At 38.1% G+C, this 18,614-nt stretch carries 17 protein-coding genes; all 17 read left to right on the top strand.

The window, feature by feature from the left end:
* Positions 1-85: 85 nt before the first annotated feature.
* Positions 86-685, top strand: a complete 600-nt coding sequence (locus tag BU038_RS03310; protein WP_107604801.1) for a DsbA family protein — start codon at positions 86-88, stop codon at positions 683-685.
* Positions 686-868: 183 nt separating this feature from the next.
* Positions 869-1,987, top strand: coding sequence for an NAD(P)/FAD-dependent oxidoreductase (locus tag BU038_RS03315; RefSeq protein WP_107604843.1), 1,119 nt, complete (start codon positions 869-871; stop codon positions 1,985-1,987).
* Positions 1,981-3,312, top strand: a complete 1,332-nt coding sequence (locus BU038_RS03320; RefSeq protein ID WP_107604802.1) for a nucleoside recognition domain-containing protein — start codon at positions 1,981-1,983, stop codon at positions 3,310-3,312. The genes BU038_RS03315 and BU038_RS03320 overlap by 7 nt, the downstream gene beginning before the upstream one ends.
* 29 nt (positions 3,313-3,341) lie before the next feature.
* The gene (locus BU038_RS03325) at positions 3,342-4,241 is read left to right on the top strand and encodes a CobW family GTP-binding protein (protein WP_107604803.1); all 900 of its coding nucleotides are present in this window, start codon (positions 3,342-3,344) and stop codon (positions 4,239-4,241) included.
* 170 nt (positions 4,242-4,411) lie between these two features.
* A complete protein-coding gene (locus tag BU038_RS03330; protein WP_023015071.1) occupies positions 4,412-4,927 on the top strand; it encodes a YceI family protein in 516 nt (171 codons plus the stop codon).
* A 143-nt stretch (positions 4,928-5,070) separates the two neighbouring features.
* Positions 5,071-5,538 (top strand): SRPBCC family protein, encoded by a 468-nt coding sequence (locus tag BU038_RS03335; protein WP_107604844.1) that lies wholly within the window; start codon positions 5,071-5,073, stop codon positions 5,536-5,538.
* Between the two features lie 93 nt (positions 5,539-5,631).
* Complete coding sequence (locus BU038_RS03340; protein ID WP_107604804.1) at positions 5,632-5,823, top strand: hypothetical protein; 192 nt, start codon at positions 5,632-5,634, stop codon at positions 5,821-5,823.
* A gap of 216 nt (positions 5,824-6,039) precedes the next feature.
* Positions 6,040-6,870, top strand: a complete 831-nt coding sequence (locus BU038_RS03345) for a formate/nitrite transporter family protein (RefSeq protein ID WP_107604805.1) — start codon at positions 6,040-6,042, stop codon at positions 6,868-6,870.
* Positions 6,871-7,060: 190 nt separating this feature from the next.
* Positions 7,061-7,777 carry a sirohydrochlorin chelatase gene (locus tag BU038_RS03350; protein WP_107604806.1) on the top strand — a complete coding sequence of 239 codons (717 nt, stop codon included), beginning with the start codon at positions 7,061-7,063 and terminating at the stop codon, positions 7,775-7,777.
* A gap of 1 nt (position 7,778) precedes the next feature.
* A complete protein-coding gene (locus BU038_RS03355) occupies positions 7,779-8,234 on the top strand; it encodes a precorrin-2 dehydrogenase/sirohydrochlorin ferrochelatase family protein (protein WP_107604807.1) in 456 nt (151 codons plus the stop codon).
* A 2-nt stretch (positions 8,235-8,236) separates the two neighbouring features.
* On the top strand, positions 8,237-10,642 hold the full coding sequence (gene nirB, locus BU038_RS03360; RefSeq protein WP_107604808.1) for a nitrite reductase large subunit NirB: 2,406 nt from the start codon (positions 8,237-8,239) through the stop codon (positions 10,640-10,642).
* A 2-nt stretch (positions 10,643-10,644) separates the two neighbouring features.
* Positions 10,645-10,959 carry a nitrite reductase small subunit NirD gene (gene nirD, locus BU038_RS03365; protein ID WP_002479734.1) on the top strand — a complete coding sequence of 105 codons (315 nt, stop codon included), beginning with the start codon at positions 10,645-10,647 and terminating at the stop codon, positions 10,957-10,959.
* Entirely contained in the window at positions 10,950-11,903 is a 954-nt protein-coding gene (gene cobA, locus BU038_RS03370; RefSeq protein WP_107604809.1) for a uroporphyrinogen-III C-methyltransferase, read from the top strand. The genes nirD and cobA overlap by 10 nt, the downstream gene beginning before the upstream one ends.
* Before the next feature lie 220 nt (positions 11,904-12,123).
* Positions 12,124-15,798 (top strand): nitrate reductase subunit alpha, encoded by a 3,675-nt coding sequence (locus tag BU038_RS03375; RefSeq protein ID WP_107604810.1) that lies wholly within the window; start codon positions 12,124-12,126, stop codon positions 15,796-15,798.
* Positions 15,788-17,356, top strand: a complete 1,569-nt coding sequence (gene narH / locus BU038_RS03380; RefSeq protein WP_107604811.1) for a nitrate reductase subunit beta — start codon at positions 15,788-15,790, stop codon at positions 17,354-17,356. The genes BU038_RS03375 and narH overlap by 11 nt, the downstream gene beginning before the upstream one ends.
* Entirely contained in the window at positions 17,349-17,924 is a 576-nt protein-coding gene (locus tag BU038_RS03385) for a nitrate reductase molybdenum cofactor assembly chaperone (protein WP_107604812.1), read from the top strand. Before narH ends, BU038_RS03385 begins: the two co-directional genes overlap by 8 nt.
* Positions 17,917-18,603 carry a respiratory nitrate reductase subunit gamma gene (gene narI / locus BU038_RS03390; protein WP_002479729.1) on the top strand — a complete coding sequence of 229 codons (687 nt, stop codon included), beginning with the start codon at positions 17,917-17,919 and terminating at the stop codon, positions 18,601-18,603. Before BU038_RS03385 ends, narI begins: the two co-directional genes overlap by 8 nt.
* Positions 18,604-18,614: the final 11 nt, after the last annotated feature.

Raw genomic sequence — 18,614 nt, forward strand, 5'->3', positions numbered from 1 at the left:
AAAATAGAGTGAGCAGAATAAATATTAAGACAAGAAGTCGATTCGCATCAAAGAAGTAAAACTCATGAATTGAGGCGTAAATAAAATGAAAAAATGGTTATTATTTATTAGTACTGTCATTTTGGCAGTCATCGTGCAAGGCTGTTCTCAAAAAGATCCTGATTTAGCAGGTAAAGGCGATAAAATTAAAATTGTAGAATTTGCGGATTATAAATGTCCGTATTGTAAAAAAGTAGAAGATCATATCATGCCTACACTTAAGAAGGATTATATCGACAAAGGCAAGGCTGACTATCAATTAGTGAATGTCGCTTTCTTAGGTAAGGATTCTATTATTGGTTCACGCGCTGGACATGCGGTTAAAATTTATGCGCCGAAACAATATTTGAACTTCCAACAGAAAATCTATGGAGAACAACCTGAAACAAAAGGTCATAAAAAACCATGGATTAATGAAAAGTTAGTAGATGGTCTAATTGATGAATTAAATATTTCTGAACAAACAAAAGCAGACATTAAAAAAGACTATAAAACCAAAGACAGTAAGTCTTATAAAGCAGCTGAGAAAGATAAAGCATTAGCAAAAGAGAAAAAAATAGATACAGTGCCAGTGGTTTATATTGATGGGCAGCTTGTGAAAGATCCTTATCAATTTAAAGACTATAAAAAATTATTAGAAGAATAAGTTCAAAAGACAGTTTGTGTGGTAATACGTCACGATGCAAACTGTCTTTTTGTGTTTAATCTAACTTCCTATTCTTGTCTTTAGTATGTGTAAGTGATAAAATACTTTGATATAAAACGTAACGATTACGATTTGAGTTTATATACAGATTAATAGAGAGATACGGAAAGGAAGTAATAAATGATGCAACATTACCGTGTAGCAATTATAGGTGCAGGTGCAGCCGGTGTCGGTATGGCAATTGCGTTCCAACAAATCGGTTTAGATGATAATGATATGATTATGATTGATAAAGGTAAAGTCGGACAATCATTCTTAAATTGGCCGAAATCTACAAGAACCATTACCCCTTCATTCACAACAAATGGTTTCGGTATGCCAGATATTAATGCAGTGTCTACTGAAACTTCTCCAGCTTATACATTTAATGAAGAACACGTTTCAGGCGAAACATATGCAGATTACTTACAAACTGTCGCCCAACATTACGAACTTCCTGTACAAGAAGATACTGCCGTTGAAAAGGTAGATTTTGTCGATGGACATTATGAAATTCATACAAATCAAGGTTTAATCACAAGTGAATATGTCTTTGTGGCAACAGGTGATTTCTCATTTGCACGTAAGCCATTTAAATATGGTCAGCACTATAGTGAAGTAGAAGACTTTATGAAGATGCCAGGTGATGAGTATGTGATTATCGGCGGTAATGAAAGTGCGTTTGATGCGGCCATTTGTATGGCTGAACAAGGTAAACAAGTTTCAATCTATACCCATTCAACAGGTTTAGAAGATGAACATGCAGATCCAAGTATCCGTTTATCTCCTTATACGCATCAACGCTTACGTAAAGCAGTTCAACAAGGAGCTATGATTGAGTTGAATGTAGGTTATACCGCTTCTAAAATTTCATTTTCTGACGTAGACCGTAAATATGTGATTCAGTTCAATAACGGTAAACAAGCTACATCAAAGAATGAACCAATTTTAGCAACTGGTTTCGATGCGACAACAAATCCATTAGTACAACAATTGTTCAGTACACAAGATGGTGACATTGAGTTAACAGATAATGATGAATCTACACGTTATCCGAATGTCTTCTTAATCGGGCCGACTGTCCGTCATGCGGATGCGATTTTATGTTATATCTACAAATTCCGTGCACGTTTTGCGGTACTTGCGACAACAGTGTTAGAAAGAGAAGCATTAGAGATTAATGAGGAAGCGGTTGAAGTTTATAAAAACAACAATATGTATTTAGATGACTACAGCTGCTGTGAAGTGGACTGCTCATGCTAGAGGTCAAATTCAACTTAGCAACAGGACAAGCCACTGATATACCAGATGGAACGCATCAGTTGAAGTTGACGGGTTTTAAACATTTAACAACTGCGCAGCAATTTTTGCTGCGCCAGTTTATTACTAAGGAACATATTCATGCCTCGCCGTATCAGACAGTTGTTTCTGATAATACACAAACACAATATGATATTCAGAAATTGAAAGCGTATGTAGAAGCAAGTCGACAACATCATCCAAAGTTTCGTGATACTTTGCTAGGTTGGTTGATTATCTTCCTGATGTTTGCATTGCCGATTTATTTAGCGTATCACTTTTCAGATTGGCTCCAAAATCAGTATGTCTCTCATTGGATAGAAATGATGACGACACATGCACATACGCCATTTCAATGGTTGAACCAAGTGCTATACGGAGATTATGGTGTATTGTCGTTAGGTATTTATTCCTTAGTATGGGCTTTGCCTGTGGTCGTAATGATTGGAATATCTACTGCAGTGATTGATCAGACTCAATTGAAACAATTTGTGGTGTGGTCGATTGAACCGACGATGAGAAAAGTAGGGCTAGATGGCCAAGATATTATTCCTGTACTAGAAGGATTTGGTTGTAATGCGGCAGCTATTACACAAGCCAACAGCCAATGTAGTGCCTGTACCAAAACAAGTTGTATGAGTATTATCAGTTTTGGTTCGTCATGCAGTTATCAAATTGGCGCAACATTATCTATCTTTAGTGCTGCACAACATTCATGGCTGTTTGCGCCTTATTTATTGCTCGTGTTTACAGGAGGTATTCTGCACAATAAATTATGGTATCGTAAACGAAATGACTTTCATATCACACCGCCTGTGTATCGCAATCAATTGAAATGGCCGAGTTTGAAACCCTTATTGAAACAGATTTGGGGTACCATTGAGATGTTTCTGATGCAGGCATTACCTATTTTTATCGGTATTTGTATTATCGTGAGTTTATTAGCATTAACACCGATATTAACAGTGATTTCTACAATCTTTACACCATTACTCTATTTACTCCATATTCCAGATAGTATGGCACCAGGAATTTTATTCTCAATGATACGTAAAGATGGTATGTTGCTATTCAATTTCGGTAATGGCACCGTACTGCAATCTTTATCTCCAGCCAGCTTATTGGTTTTAGTGTTCTTTAGTTCTACATTTTCATCATGTATGGTGACTGTTTCTATGATGGCGAAACATTTAGGTTTGAAACAAGGTGGTGCAATTATCGGTAAACAAATGGTCACATCAATCGTCTTAACATTAGCTATTGCTTTATTAGCAGGTGTTTTAATTTAATACATCTCTCTATGGAAAGAGGTAAATACATGGATATTATAATTATCGGAGGATTTCTAGGCGGCGGTAAGACTACCACGTTAAATCATTTAATCAAAGATGCGTTTCAAAAAGGTTTACAACCCGCTGTGATTATGAATGATTTCGGCAAAGCTAGTGTTGATAGTCATTTAGTGGAAGGTTCAGTGCCGATGGATGAAATTATTGAAGGCTGCATTTGTTGTGCGATGAAAGCGGATGTTTCTAAACAGCTTCATGAGATTTATTTAACATATCAACCAGATGTAGTCTTTGTGGAATGCAGCGGTATTGCTCATACACAGTCGGTGATTGATGCATGTTTAACTCCTGTGCTTGCGCCTGTATCAACTATTCGCAGTGTCATCGGTGTAGTAGATGCGACCTTATATCAACGGGTTGAAAGTTATCCTGGTGATATGCAGAAGTTGTATTATGATCAATTGTCTTATTGTTCACATCTCTTTATCAACAAAGTGGATCGCTGTGAGCCTGAAGCTATCGCACCCATCCTTTCTGATTTAATGATACTGAATCAAGAAGCGGAAATTTCTGTCGGCAGTTTTGGTCAATTTGAGACTAAGACTGTATTTTCAAATGAAGTTCAAGTTAAAGAAAGTGTGCCGCAAGCTTGTGACTTAGGTCATGCACATTCTGGTATCGGTCATCGTTATTTTGCGTTTAAACATTCGGTTAAACTTGAAGATTTAGTTAAATGGTTTGAAACTTTGCCACAATCGACATATCGCGCAAAAGGGTTTGTACAACTGGCAGAACATCCCCAGCTTCAATTAGTTCAATATGCACAAGGCCAATTAGAAATAGAACCGATTGAGCTAGAAGGTCAGACAGACCAATACCTTGTCGTTATCGGCAGTCAACTAGATAAAATTAAAGTTCCGCAGTTTTAAAGTGTCACGCTATTCTTATCGAATAGCGTGTTTTTTATTTTTAATGCAAAGTATATCTTAATAGAAATCGGGTATGCGAAGAATGGAACGAAAATATTAAGACAAAACTGTCGATATATTAAATATATGTGGTATACTAATTATACAAATAAAAATTGGAGGTTTGTTTTATGACTAAATTTACTTTTGATGCAGCACATTCTTCTGTAGCTTTCCAAGTGAAACACTTAATGGTTTCTAAAGTGAAAGGTGCATTCGATCAATTTAACGTAGAACTATCAGGTGACTTAAACGATTTCAGCACACTTAAAGGTGAAGCGACAATCGATGTAAAATCAATCAATACTAATCAAGAAGACAGAGATAACCACTTACGCACAAATGATTTCTTCGCGGCGGATGAGCACCCAGAAATCAAATTCGTAATCAAAGAAGCTTCTGAAGATAAAGTAACTGGAGACTTAACAATCAAAGGTGAAACACACGAAGAAACTTTCGATGTAGACTTTGAAGGCGTAAGCAAAAACCCATTAAACGATACTAACGTAGCTGGCTTCACAGTTTCAGGTAAAGTTGACCGTGAAAAATATGGTATGACTTTCAACCAAAAATTAGAAACTGGCGGGGTATTAATCGGTAAAGACGTTAAATTCGAAGCTGACGTAGAATTTATCGTAGAAGACTAATCTTTTCCTACTTACTGGAATATGGCGGAATGCTGTATTCCAGTTTTTTTATGCATAATTTTACTTTTGAAGTGGTATGATAAGTCTGTTATTTGGGAAAAGAATATCAAGGTATTCAATTCAAGATTAAAGGAAGTGTAAACGTGACAGTCACAAGAGAAGGACATAAAATTATCGGTAAACGTATATTTGATGCATCGATTCAAGAAGTATTTAATGCGTATACTACGAAAGAAAAGTTTGAACAGTGGTTCTTTCCTAAAGGCGGAGAAATTCAGGTATTTGAATTTAACCCAAAAGTGGGTGGAAAGAACTTCTTTAAAATCACGATGCCAGATGCACAAAGTTATACTGTACAACAATATGAAACGATAGAAGCACCGCATAAAATTATTTATCGTGACTATTTCGCAGATGAAAAGGGCAACGTAGATACAAAGATGCATGGCATGCGTGTGGAAATTTATTTCACTTCAAAAGATAACCATCAGACAGAAGTACGTTCTGTATCAGTGATGCCATCAGAAGATGCAGCCAAACAACTAATGGAAATGGGTGTCGAACAAGGTATGGAGAGTACATTAGATCAGTTAGAACAACTCCTGAAATAATGATAGGGGATTCCCCGATTTCTACGCTGAGTGATATTCAATCTCATTTGAAAGTGCTAAACTATAGTTGTTAATACAAAAGAGGTGAGATGAATGAACGAGCGTTACGTAAAAGTTGTGATTCTTTACGTTATCAGTACATTACTTCCATCCTTAATTTTCCCATCAAAATGCGTTTCAAATAGCGGATTGAAATGGACATTAAGAACAATCACAGGCTGTGGTATTTTCTCAGCTGGCTTAAAATGGATGGTTAAACGTAAAACACAAAAACAAGCTGAATAATTAATAGAGGAATACTGGAGCGTTCATGTTCCAGTATTTTTTTCTTTTCATATTCCTCATAATTTTAAAGATAGATTTACATCATATTTAAATTGATAGACTTTAACACATTATTTAAAAATTAGATATAGTGAAATTTAAATAAAGGGTAGGCATCGGCTTAAATTAATAATATACTAGATACATCTTATTTAGATTATGGGAGGGAAAGTTTTTATGGTTATGCAAAATCATAAAACGGTTGAAGATACATATACTTCACGCCAAACGATGGACAGTGTAGTGAGTTCATCTCAAATGAAATCAGTAATGTTAAGCAAAACCCCTGCACGTTATTTTTTAAAGTCAATGATGTCAGGTTTCTTATTATCAATTGTGGCAGTCTTTATGCTTGCGATGAAAACACAACATACTGGTTTAAATGAAGGGGCAGTCAACTTCATCGGAGCTGTTTCATTCAGTTTAGCCTTAGTATTGATTGTATTAACGAATTCAGAACTTTTAACAAGTAACTTTATGTATATGACAGCAGGTGCGTACTATAAATCAGTACCAATTGGTAAAATCTTATGGCTATTTTTTGTATGTTTCTTAGGAAATATTGTCGGAGGCTTTGTGTTATTTGGTTTAATGAAATTTACAAGCGTTATGACACCAGAAATGGTTAAAGCCTTAACAGGTATCGTCGATAAGAAAACAATACTTGGAACTTGGGATGGTATTTTAGTGAAAGCCATCTTCGCCAACTTCTTTATCAATATCGGTATTTACGTATCAATGCAGTTTAAAGACGGCTTATCAAAAGGCTTCTTTATCGCATGCGGCGTTGTAGTCTTCGTATTTATGGGCTATGAACACGTTGTTTATAACGCTAACTTATTCTCAGGTATGATGTTCTATAATATCGGCGCATTAGCTTGGTTAGATGTGTTGAAAAACATTGTTTTCGCATTTATCGGAAACTATATCGGCGGCGGTATTTTCGTAGGTCTGCTTTATGCATTCTTTAACGGAAAACGTAATCATTACTTAGATCAGCAAAAATAATAAAAGAATATACAGCAGATGATGTAATGTTTTTTAATATTTTATGTTTTCACATATAAATAGTTGAATACGTCAGGGAATCCCCTCAAGATAGAGCTAAGGGGATTCCCTATTTTTATAATAATTATGTGAATGCATTCACATTAATTCAAAATTTAAGGTACAATGCAATTAAAGGGGGGAAATGCATATGACACAAACAATTGTCGTTATGCATGGAATGAGACGTGGCAAACAAAATCAATTATTGATGGAGGAGCTTGACAGCGTTGCACAACAAATAGAAGGCACATTTGATGTTGCGTTTATCGAGAGTGATGAACTTTCATTACCTCAAGTGGTACGTAAACATTTATGGGAGGGTGAAACTTCCTTTGTGATTGTGCCGCTTTTATTATTTTCTGGCAGACATTACTTACAAGATTTGCCTGAAGTGATGCGTCAGATGCAACTGATGTTTCCAAGTATTACGTATGAAATACGTCAGCCCCTTTGTAATCATCCAAGTTTAACTAAATGGATTAATCAGCGTATTGAAGCCTGGCCAGAGGCACATACCCCAGGTTCCGCAATCATCTTAATTGGACATGGCAGTCCGATTGTGACAGAGCCTGATGCTGAAATCGATGATATTGCGGCACGAATCACTACAGAGTTACCGGTCTATACCATGATGTTTTACGGAGATAAACAGTTTGAAAACCTGTTGCCTGTAATGAAAGATGATTATGACCAAATCTATGTGATTCCAATTTTCTTTTATGATGGTTTCTTAGTTAATAAGATTAAGAAGAAAATCGAGAAAATCAAAGGTGCATCGAATATCACAATTGCATCAGCGTTGAATTTTGAACCGGAGTTAGATGAGATGTTAATTGATAGATTGAATCAGAAAGAGGCGGTTTGATATGTACCCTATACAACTGGATTTGTCAAAGAAACATGCAGTATTAGTCGGCGGAGGCAGAATCGGATACCGTAAGTTTAAACAACTAGCAAAAGCCAATTGCGGAGATGTTACAGTCATTTCTAAATCTTTTTTGCCAGAATTTTTTGAAGAGTCTTACCCTAATATGAAATTAATCACTAAAGACTATGCGAAAGAAGATATTGAAAACGCAGATGTTGTGATTATCGCAACAGACTCACCAGAAATCAATGATCAGATCAAGCAAGATACTAAACCGACACAGTTGGTTAACCATACAGGGGACAAAGAACGATCTGACTTTTTTAATATGAAAGAATTTGAGTTTGAAGATTTATCCATTAGTGTCCGTTCAAATGGTGGAGATTATAAAAAAGCGAAACATGTGGCACAAGCGATTCAACAATTTTTAGCTGAAGAATACGGGAGGGAATAAGGATGCCAAAAACTAAGTTAGTCATGATCGGTAACGGTATGGCCGGCGTCAGAACAATTGAAGAGATTTTAGAGAGAGACAAAGATAAATATGAAATCACAATTATAGGGAAAGAACCCTATCCAAACTATAACCGCATTATGTTATCAAACATCTTACAAAAGAAAATGTCGGTTGATGAAACAATCATGAACCCTTATTCATGGTATGAAGAAAATGACATTTCACTCATCACAGGAGAACGTGCAACGCGCGTTAATCGTGAACAGAAATTAGTGGAAACTGAATCAGGTCAAGAAATCCCATATGACATTTGTATCTTTGCGACAGGATCAAATGCGTTTGTCTTACCGATTCCAGGTCATGAATTACCAAGTGTTATAGGTTGGCGTACAATTGAAGATACAGAACGTATGATTGAAATTGCACAGACGAAAAAAGAAGCAATCGTTATTGGTGGCGGCTTGCTTGGTTTAGAATGTGCAAGAGGTTTACTTGACCAAGGTATGAACGTGACTGTTGTTCACTTAGCTGAATGGTTAATGGAAATGCAGTTAGACCGTCAAGCAGGTGAAATGCTACGTGAAGACTTAGAAAAACAAGGAATGCGTTTTGAATTAGGTGCGCATACAAAAGAAATCTTAGGTGAAAACGACGTTGAAGGTATCCGTTTAGCAGACGGCAGAGAATTACCAGCTGACTTAGTGGTGATGGCTGTTGGTATTCGTCCATTCGTTCAAGAAGCGAAAGACTCTGGTTTAGAAGTTGAGCGCGGTATCGTTGTTGATGATTTCATGCGTACAAGTGATGAAAATATTTATGCAGTCGGTGAATGTGCGCAACATAATGGCAGAGTTTATGGCTTAGTCGCACCTTTATATGAACAAGGTAAAGTATTAGCTGACTACTTAACTGACCGTGATACAGACGGCTATAAAGGTTCAACAACATTCACTTCATTGAAAGTATCTGGCTGTGATTTATATAGTGCTGGTCAAATTCAAGAAGATGAAGAAGTTGAAGGTGTTGAAATCTACAACAGTCAAGACCATGTTTACAAAAAAATCTTCTTAAAAGGTGAACGTGTTGTAGGTGCAGTATTATATGGTGATACTGATGATGGTACGCGTTTCTTCAATATGATGAAAAAACGTGAATCTATCGAAGATTACACATTAGTATCTCTATTAAGCAAAGCAGGCGAAGAAGAAGGTTTATCTGTTGCGGACATGGATAATGATGAAACAATCTGTGGCTGTAACGGTGTAACTAAAGGTACAATCGTCAATGCGATTGTAGAAGATGGTTTAACATCTGTAGCGGAAGTTACTAAAGCTACTAAGGCAGGTAACTCTTGTGGTAAATGTAAACCGCAAATCGGTGAACTGTTAGAACATACATTAGGCGGTGCGTTTGTCGCATCAAGACCTGCGGGTATTTGTGAATGTACTGATTTAACACGTGATCAAATCGTGACACAAATCCGTGCTAAAGGTCTGAAAACATCTAAAGAAGTACGTAACGTGCTTGGATGGAAAACTGAAGGCGGTTGTCCGAAGTGTCGTCCAGCTGTCAACTACTACTTAAATATGATTTATCCTAATGAACACGAAGATGAAAAAGCATCTCGTTTCGCAAACGAACGTTACCACGCAAACATCCAAAATGACGGTACATTCTCTGTTATTCCGCAAATGCGTGGAGGCGTGACAAATCCTGATCAATTAATCCGTTTAGGAGAAGTTGCGAAGAAATACGATGTGCCATTAGTTAAAGTGACAGGTTCACAACGTATTGGTTTATATGGTATTAAAAAAGAAGACTTACCGAAAGTATGGAAAGATTTAGGCATGCGTTCAGCATCTGCTTACGCGAAGAAAACACGTTCTGTTAAGAGCTGTGTTGGTAAAGAATTCTGTCGTTTCGGTACACAATATACAACACGTCTTGGTATCCGCTTAGAGAAAACGTTTGAATATATTGATACTCCACACAAATTCAAAATGGGTGTATCTGGTTGTCCAAGAAGCTGTGTAGAATCAGGCGTAAAAGACTTCGGTGTTATCGGTGTAGAAAATGGATTCCAAATCTATGTCGGCGGTAACGGCGGTACTGAAGTAGTGAAAGGTCAATTCCTAACGACAGTAGAAACTGAAGACGATGTAATTAAATTATGCGGCGCGTACATGCAGTATTACCGTGAAACAGGTATTTATACTGAACGTACAGCACCTTGGTTAGAAAGAATGGGCTTCGATGTAGTTAAAGAATATGTCTTAAACCCTGAAAATCAAGACGCATTATATGAACGTATCATGGAAGCAAAACGTGCAGTTGAACAAGAACCATGGTCTGAAATTGTAAATGATCGCGAAGATCAAAAAATCTTTGAAGTGGAGAAGGTGTAAGTATGCATACGTTAGAAAAAATTAAAGTAGCGGCGTTAGATGACTTAACACCCTTAATCGGTAAAAAAGTCATTGTGAAAGATAAACAAATTGGATTGTTTTTAACAGAAGACGGTACAATCCATGCGATTAATAATGTGTGTCCGCATAAACAAGGACCATTATCTGAAGGGACAGTAGCAGGTCACACTGTGTTCTGTCCGCTTCACGACTCTCAAATCGACCTGAAAACAGGACTTGTCCAAGACCCTGACGAAGGTTGTGTTGAAGTCTATACAGTAGAAGTTGAAGATGGAGATGTGTATTTATGGCTGTAAGCACGACCGGTCACGTGTACTTGGTCGGTGCTGGGCCAGGGAATCCTAACTTATTAACACGTAAAGCAGAACATTTAATCCGTACTGCGGATATTGTCCTTTACGATCGATTAGTTAATCCCTTTATCTTGCAACTCGCACCTCCCGGCATTGAAATTGTCGATGTAGGTAAAAAACCGTATAGTCGACATATTCAACAAGGTGAAATTAATGACATCATCATAGATTCAGCATACAAACATCAAAGGGTCGTTCGTCTAAAAGGAGGCGACCCTGCGATTTTCGGGCGTGTACAAGAAGAAGTGGAAGTTTTAAAAGCACATGATATTCCTTGTGAAATCGTTCCAGGGATTACGACTGCCAGTGCAGCTTCGGCTATTTTAGGTATTGGTTTAACAAGTCGTAACGTTTCTAAAAGTGTGACATTCACAACAGGAAGCTTTAAAGATTCAAAAGAAGAAGAGATTGATATTGCTTCACTGATTGATGGCGGTACTTTAGCTATTTACATGGGTATCAAGCGTCTGCATAAGATTATTGAACAAATTTATAGACAAGTCGGTAAAGATTATCCGATTTGTGCGATTTTCAACGTTTCTTATGCGAATCAAGTGATTATTCGCGGACATCTCTCTACGATTGAAGAAGATGTACGAGATGCTGCACCTGAAGATGCACCAGGTATCTTATTAGTCGGAGATGCGATGGGCTTAACAAAAGGTGCGACATATATTGAATCGGATCACTTGCCTGAGTATTTCGGTAAACAGTGTATCGTTACAGGTGAGAGAGAAGCGGCCATTGAAAAAGCATTTGAAATTTATGATGCTGGCGGTTGGGCTATGATTGATCCGAATAGCGGAGACACTTATCATCAAAGCCAATTAGACTTGATCTATCGCTTTATGCAGATGGATGATATTACAGAAATTGTGAAAGTATAGATAAATAACTTAAGTATAAGCAGTACCACTCACTAAGAGGGTGCTGCTTTTTTGTGTTGTTCAAAAAACATAGGGAATCCCCTCTAGGTTATAGGTGAATCCCTAATACATCTTACATAAAAGAAATCGTACAATAAGAGTAAGTTGAAAAAATAGTAAACAGTATTTACGAAGTTAACAGCCTAGTGAGCAAAGTAATTGAGATGAGAGGATGTTAGACATGGCAAAATTTGGATTAAACTTCTTTAAGCCGACAGAAAAATTTAATGGAAATTGGTCTGTTTTACAAGATAAAAGTAGAGAATGGGAAAAAATGTATCGTGAACGTTGGAGTCACGATAAAGTAGTCAGAACAACACATGGGGTGAACTGTACAGGTTCATGTTCTTGGAAAGTATTCGTTAAAAACGGTGTCATCACTTGGGAAAACCAACAAATCGACTACCCAAGCTGCGGTCCAGACATGCCAGAATTCGAACCACGTGGATGTCCTCGTGGAGCATCATTCTCTTGGTATGAATACAGCCCGCTTCGCGTACGCTACCCATACATCAGAGGTAAATTATGGGAACTTTGGACAACTGCGTTAGAAGAAAATGAAGGCAACATGATTAAAGCATGGGCTTCTATTGTAGAAGACGAAGAAAAAGCGAAAATTTATAAAAACGCACGTGGTAAAGGTGGACACATCCGTGTAGCATGGAAAGATGTTTTACAATTGATTGCGGCACAACTCCTTTACACAATCAAAAAAGATGGTCCTGACCGTATCGCAGGTTTCACACCGATTCCAGCGATGTCAATGATTAGTTATGCATCAGGTGCACGTTTCATTAACTTATTAGGTGGAGAAATGTTAAGTTTCTACGACTGGTATGCCGACCTTCCACCAGCATCACCGCAAATCTGGGGTGAACAAACTGACGTACCTGAATCAAGTGACTGGTACAACTCAAGCTATATCATTATGTGGGGTTCAAACGTACCATTAACACGTACACCAGATGCGCACTTTATGACTGAAGTTCGTTATAAAGGGACAAAAGTGGTTTCAGTCGCACCTGACTATGCAGAAAACGTAAAATTCGCAGATAACTGGTTAGCACCAAACCCTGGTTCTGACGCAGCGATTGCACAAGGTATGACACACGTTATCCTTCAAAATTATTACGTAGATGAACCTTCTGAAATGTTCATTAACTACGCAAAACAATATACAGATATGCCATTCTTAATCATGTTCGATAAACACGAAGACGGCTTCAAAGCAGGACGTTTCTTACGTGCGAGCGACTTAGGTATGGAATCTGAAAACAACGAATGGAAACCTGTTGTATTAGATAATGAATCAAATCAAATTATCGTTCCTAACGGCACAATGGGCCAACGTTGGGAAGAAGGCAAACAATGGAACTTGAAACTAGAAAATGAAGATGGTTCTAAAATCGACCCAGCTTTAACAGTGGCTGACGATGAGCACGAAATTCAAATCATGAAATTCCCTTACTTCGATAACGGAGGCAACAGTATTTTCGAACGTCCGATTGCAGCACGTAAAGTAACGCTAGCAAATGGGGAAACAACTTATGTTGCGACAGTGTTTGACTTAATGACAAGCCAATACGGTGTACGTCGTTTCGGACATGAATTAGAAGCTAAAGGTTATGATGATGCCGATACAGTATATACACCAGCGTGGCAAGAAAAAGTGACAGGTGTGAAACAAAAAGTAGTAACACAAGTAGCTGAAGAGTTTGCGCAAAACGCGATTGATACAGGCGGTCGCTCAATGATTATCATGGGTGCAGGTATCAACCACTGGTTCAACTCAGACACAATTTACCGTGCAGTCTTAAACCTAGTGATGCTGTGTGGTTGTCAAGGTGTTAACGGCGGCGGCTGGGCGCACTATGTAGGACAAGAAAAATGTCGTCCGATTGAAGGATGGAGCACGCTTGCTTTCGCTAAAGACTGGCAAGGTCCGCCACGTTTACAAAATGGTACAAGCTGGTTCTACTTCACAACAGACCAATGGAAATATGAAGAGTCTGGTGTAGATAAACTAGCATCACCATTAGCAGAAAATATTAAACACCAACACCCAGCTGACTACAACGTTACAGCTGCACGTTTAGGATGGCTGCCATCTTATCCGCAGTTCGATACAAACAGCTTGAAGTTCGGTGAAGAAGCAAGAGACGCTGGCGAGTTCAACAACGAAGCCATTTTAAAACGTGCGGTTGACTCTGTGAAAAACCGTGAAACAAAATTTGCGATTGAAGATCCAGATTTACGTAAAAACCATCCGAAATCATTATTTATCTGGCGTTCGAACTTATTATCAAGTTCAGCAAAAGGACAAGAGTACTTCATGAAACATATGTTAGGAACAAGTTCTGGATTACTGGCTGAAGCGAACGAAACAGATAAACCTGAAGAAATGATCTGGCGTGATGAAGTACAAGGTAAATTAGACTTGATTGTCGCATTAGATTTCCGTATGACTTCAACACCATTAAAAGCAGATATCGTCTTACCAGCAGCAACTTGGTATGAAAAACACGACTTATCTTCAACAGATATGCATCCATTCGTACACCCATTCAATCCAGCGATTGATCCATTATGGGAATCACGTTCAGACTGGGATATCTTCAAATCATTAAGTAAGACATTCTCTGATTTAGCGAAAGTGCATATGCCAGGTACATTCAAAGATGTGGTGACATCACCATTAGCACATGACTCTAAACAAGAGATTGCGACACCTTACGGTAAAGTCAAAGACTGGACAAAAGGAGAAGTTGAAGCGATTCCTGGTAAAACAATGCCTGGCTTCTCTGTAGTAGACCGTAACTATACACAAATTTATGACAAGTTCATTTCTGTCGGACCTTTACTTGAAAATGCGAAGTTAGGTGCACACGGTGTCAGCTTCCCAGTGAAGAAACAATATGAAGAAGCAAAAGACATCGTAGGTACATGGAATGACGATACAGTGAAAAACGGCTTGCCACGTATTGATACAGCAAGACGTGCTGCAGATGTCATCTTAAATATTTCATCAGCAACAAACGGTGAATTATCTCAAGCGTCATATAAAGACTTAGAAGATAAAACAGGTATGCCTTTAACAGATATTTCTAGTGACCGTAGTGCTGAAAAGATTACATTCTTAAACATTACATCACAACCACGTGAAGTCATTCCGACTGCAGTTTTCTCTGGTTCAAACAAAGGTAAAAAACGTTATTCACCATTTACAACAAACATTGAACGCTTAGTACCGTTCAGAACATTGACTGGACGTCAAAGTTACTATTTAGATCATGAAATCTTCCAACAATTCGGTGAAAGCTTACCAGTTTATAAACCGACATTGCCACCGATGGTCTTCGGTACAAAAGATAAGAAAGTCATCGGCGGACAAGATAACTTAGTCTTAAGATATTTAACACCGCATGGTAAATGGAATATTCACTCAACATACCAAGATAACCAACACATGTTGACATTATTCCGTGGAGGTCCGGTTGTTTGGATTTCTAAAGAAGATGCGGAAGCACACGATATTAACGATAACGATTGGTTAGAAGTATATAACCGTAACGGTGTTGTTACAGCAAGAGCCGTGACATCACACAGAATGCCGAAAGGAACAATGTTTATGTATCACGCACAAGATAAACATATCCAAACACCGGGTTCTGAAATTACAGGCATGCGCGGCGGTTCACATAACGCACCGACACGTATTCACTTGAAACCTACGCAAGTAGTTGGGGGCTATGCCCAAATCAGCTACAGCTTTAACTATTATGGTCCAATTGGTAACCAAAGAGATGTTTATGTAGCAGTGAGAAAGATGAAGGAGGTAGATTGGCTTGAAGATTAAAGCACAAGTAGCCATGGTATTAAACTTAGACAAATGTATCGGGTGTCACACTTGTAGTGTCACTTGTAAGAACACTTGGACAAACCGTCCAGGTGCAGAATATATTTGGTTTAATAACGTAGAAACGAAACCCGGTGTCGGATATCCGAAACGCTGGGAAGACCAAGAGAAATATAAAGGTGGATGGACACTGAATAAGAAAGGCAAATTAGACCTTAAAGCGGGCAGCCGCTGGTCTAAGATTGCTTTCGGTAAAATCTTCTACAACCCAGATATGCCAGTAATCAAAGACTACTACGAGCCTTGGACTTACAACTACGAACATCTGACAACTGCAAAAGCTGGCAAACATGCGCCGGTTGCAACTGCACATTCAGTTATCTCTGGTGACAGAATGGATTTACACTGGGGACCTAACTGGGAAGATGACTTAGCTGGCGGACATGTGACTGGACCAGAAGATCCGAACATCCAACGCATTGAAGAAAAAATTCAATTCGACTTTGACCAAACGTTCATGATGTATTTACCACGTTTATGTGAACACTGCTTAAACCCAAGCTGTGTAGCATCATGTCCTTCAGGTGCAATGTACAAACGTGACGAAGACGGTATTGTACTTGTAGACCAAGAAGCTTGTCGTGGATGGCGTTACTGCATGACAGGATGCCCATACAAAAAAGTTTACTTCAACTGGAAAACAAACAAAGCTGAAAAATGTACATTCTGTTTCCCACGTGTTGAAGCAGGTTTACCAACAGTATGTTCAGAAACTTGTACTGGCCGTATGCGTTATTTAGGTGTATTACTGTATGACGCTGACCGTGTACATGAAGTCGCATCAACTGAAAACGAACAAGATTTATATGAAAAACAATGTGATTTATTCTTAAACCCATACGACGAAGAAGTGATTGAACAAGCGTTGAAAGACGGCGTATCAATGGAATGGATCGAAGCTGCACAAAATTCACCAGTTTATAAATTGGCAATCGAATACAAATTAGCTTTCCCATTACACCCTGAATACCGTACATTACCAATGGTTTGGTATTGCCCACCATTAAGCCCAATCATGAACTACTTCGAAGGTAAAGATTCAATCAAGAACCCAGATGCGATCTTCCCAGCAATTGAAGAAATGCGTTTACCGATTGAATACCTAGCAAGCTTATTAACTGCTGGTGATACACAAGCTGTTAAAGAAGCATTGCAACGTATGGCAATGATGAGAAGTTATATGCGTGCACAAGTGACAGGTAAAGACTTTGATTTAGACCGTTTAGACCGACTTGGTTTAACAGAACGTCAAACTAAAGATATGTATCGTTTATTAGCGATTGCGAAATACGAAGATCGTTTCGTAATTCCAACATCTCACAAGGAACAATATATGGACACTTACGCTGCACAAGGTAGTCAAGGTTATGAATTCAGTGATAACACAATCGGCGGAAGCGGTTGTGACGGCTGTGGCGCACCTGTAGCAATGAAACCGGGACAAACTGGACAAGAAGCTTATAACGAAAGCTTCTATGGAGGGATTTTCCGTGATTAACCTGAATAACTTTTATAGATATCAAGAGTCAATCGGTTATTTTGCGCAACAATTGAACTTTCCTGAAAAGTTAACTTTCCATCCTAAGACGTTTGAAGATGTTTTCGATAGTCACCATCCAGCATATGCTGAGATGGTGGAATATCGTGAACGTATTCTAAGTTATCCGTTGACTGAAATTAAACAATTGTATACAGATACATTTGATTTTAATAAAGAAGCACCGCTGTATATGACTTACAATAAATTTGATACGCAGAAAGAACGCGGACAAATGTTAGCGAAACTTAAAGTGCTTTATGAAATGTTCGGACTAGATATGGTCGATAACGAACTTTCAGACTTCTTACCGTTAATGCTTGAATTCTTATACGCTGCACAATGGCAAAATGACGATCGTGCAGAAGGGAATATTGAATTCATTATTATGGTCATTGAAGATGGTACATTTGCGATGCTGAATCAATTAAGAGAAATGGATAGTCCGTATGCACCTTTAATTAAAGGCTTAAGAGAAACACTCAAATTATGTTTACAACCAAGTGAAGAGGTGACACCGCATGCTTAATCAATTTTTGTGGGTCATATACCCATATTTATGTATCGCCATTTTTATTCTCGGTCATATTGCCCGCTTTAGATATGATCAGTTTTCTTGGACAGCAAAGTCCAGTGAATTTATTGAAAAGAAACGTTTGAAATGGGGCAGTTTGTTATTCCACTTAGGGATTATTCCGGTCGCAATCGGACACTTTGTGGGTTTAGTCATTCCGCCATCATGGATCAGCGCAATGGGAGTCAGCCATGAGATGTACCATTTCGGGGCTGTATATATCGGTAGTATTTTTGGTATAATAACGTTAATTGGAATGTTTTTATTAACGTCACGCCGTGTATCAGTAAAGAATATCAGACATCTTAGTTCTGCATCAGATATGGTTGTAAACTTTTTCTTGTTGATTCTTGTATTTATGGGGTGCTATGCAACGTTAGTAACAAATGCGGTTATGCCAGATTTTGATTACAGATCATCAATTTCTGTATGGTTCAGACAATTATTCACATTCGGACCAGATGCAAATTTAATGACAGATGTGCCATGGTCATTTAAACTTCATGTATTACTTGGTTTTGGTATCTTTGCGTTATGGCCATTCACAAGATTGGTTCATGTGTGGAGTGTACCATTAACATACGCGAGCAGAAGTTACATTATTTACCGCAGAAACAAAGTCAAACATAGATAGGAGGAGACAAT

The sequence above is a fragment of the Staphylococcus simulans genome (genome assembly GCF_003043455.1).
Lineage (GTDB): Bacteria > Bacillota > Bacilli > Staphylococcales > Staphylococcaceae > Staphylococcus > Staphylococcus simulans_A.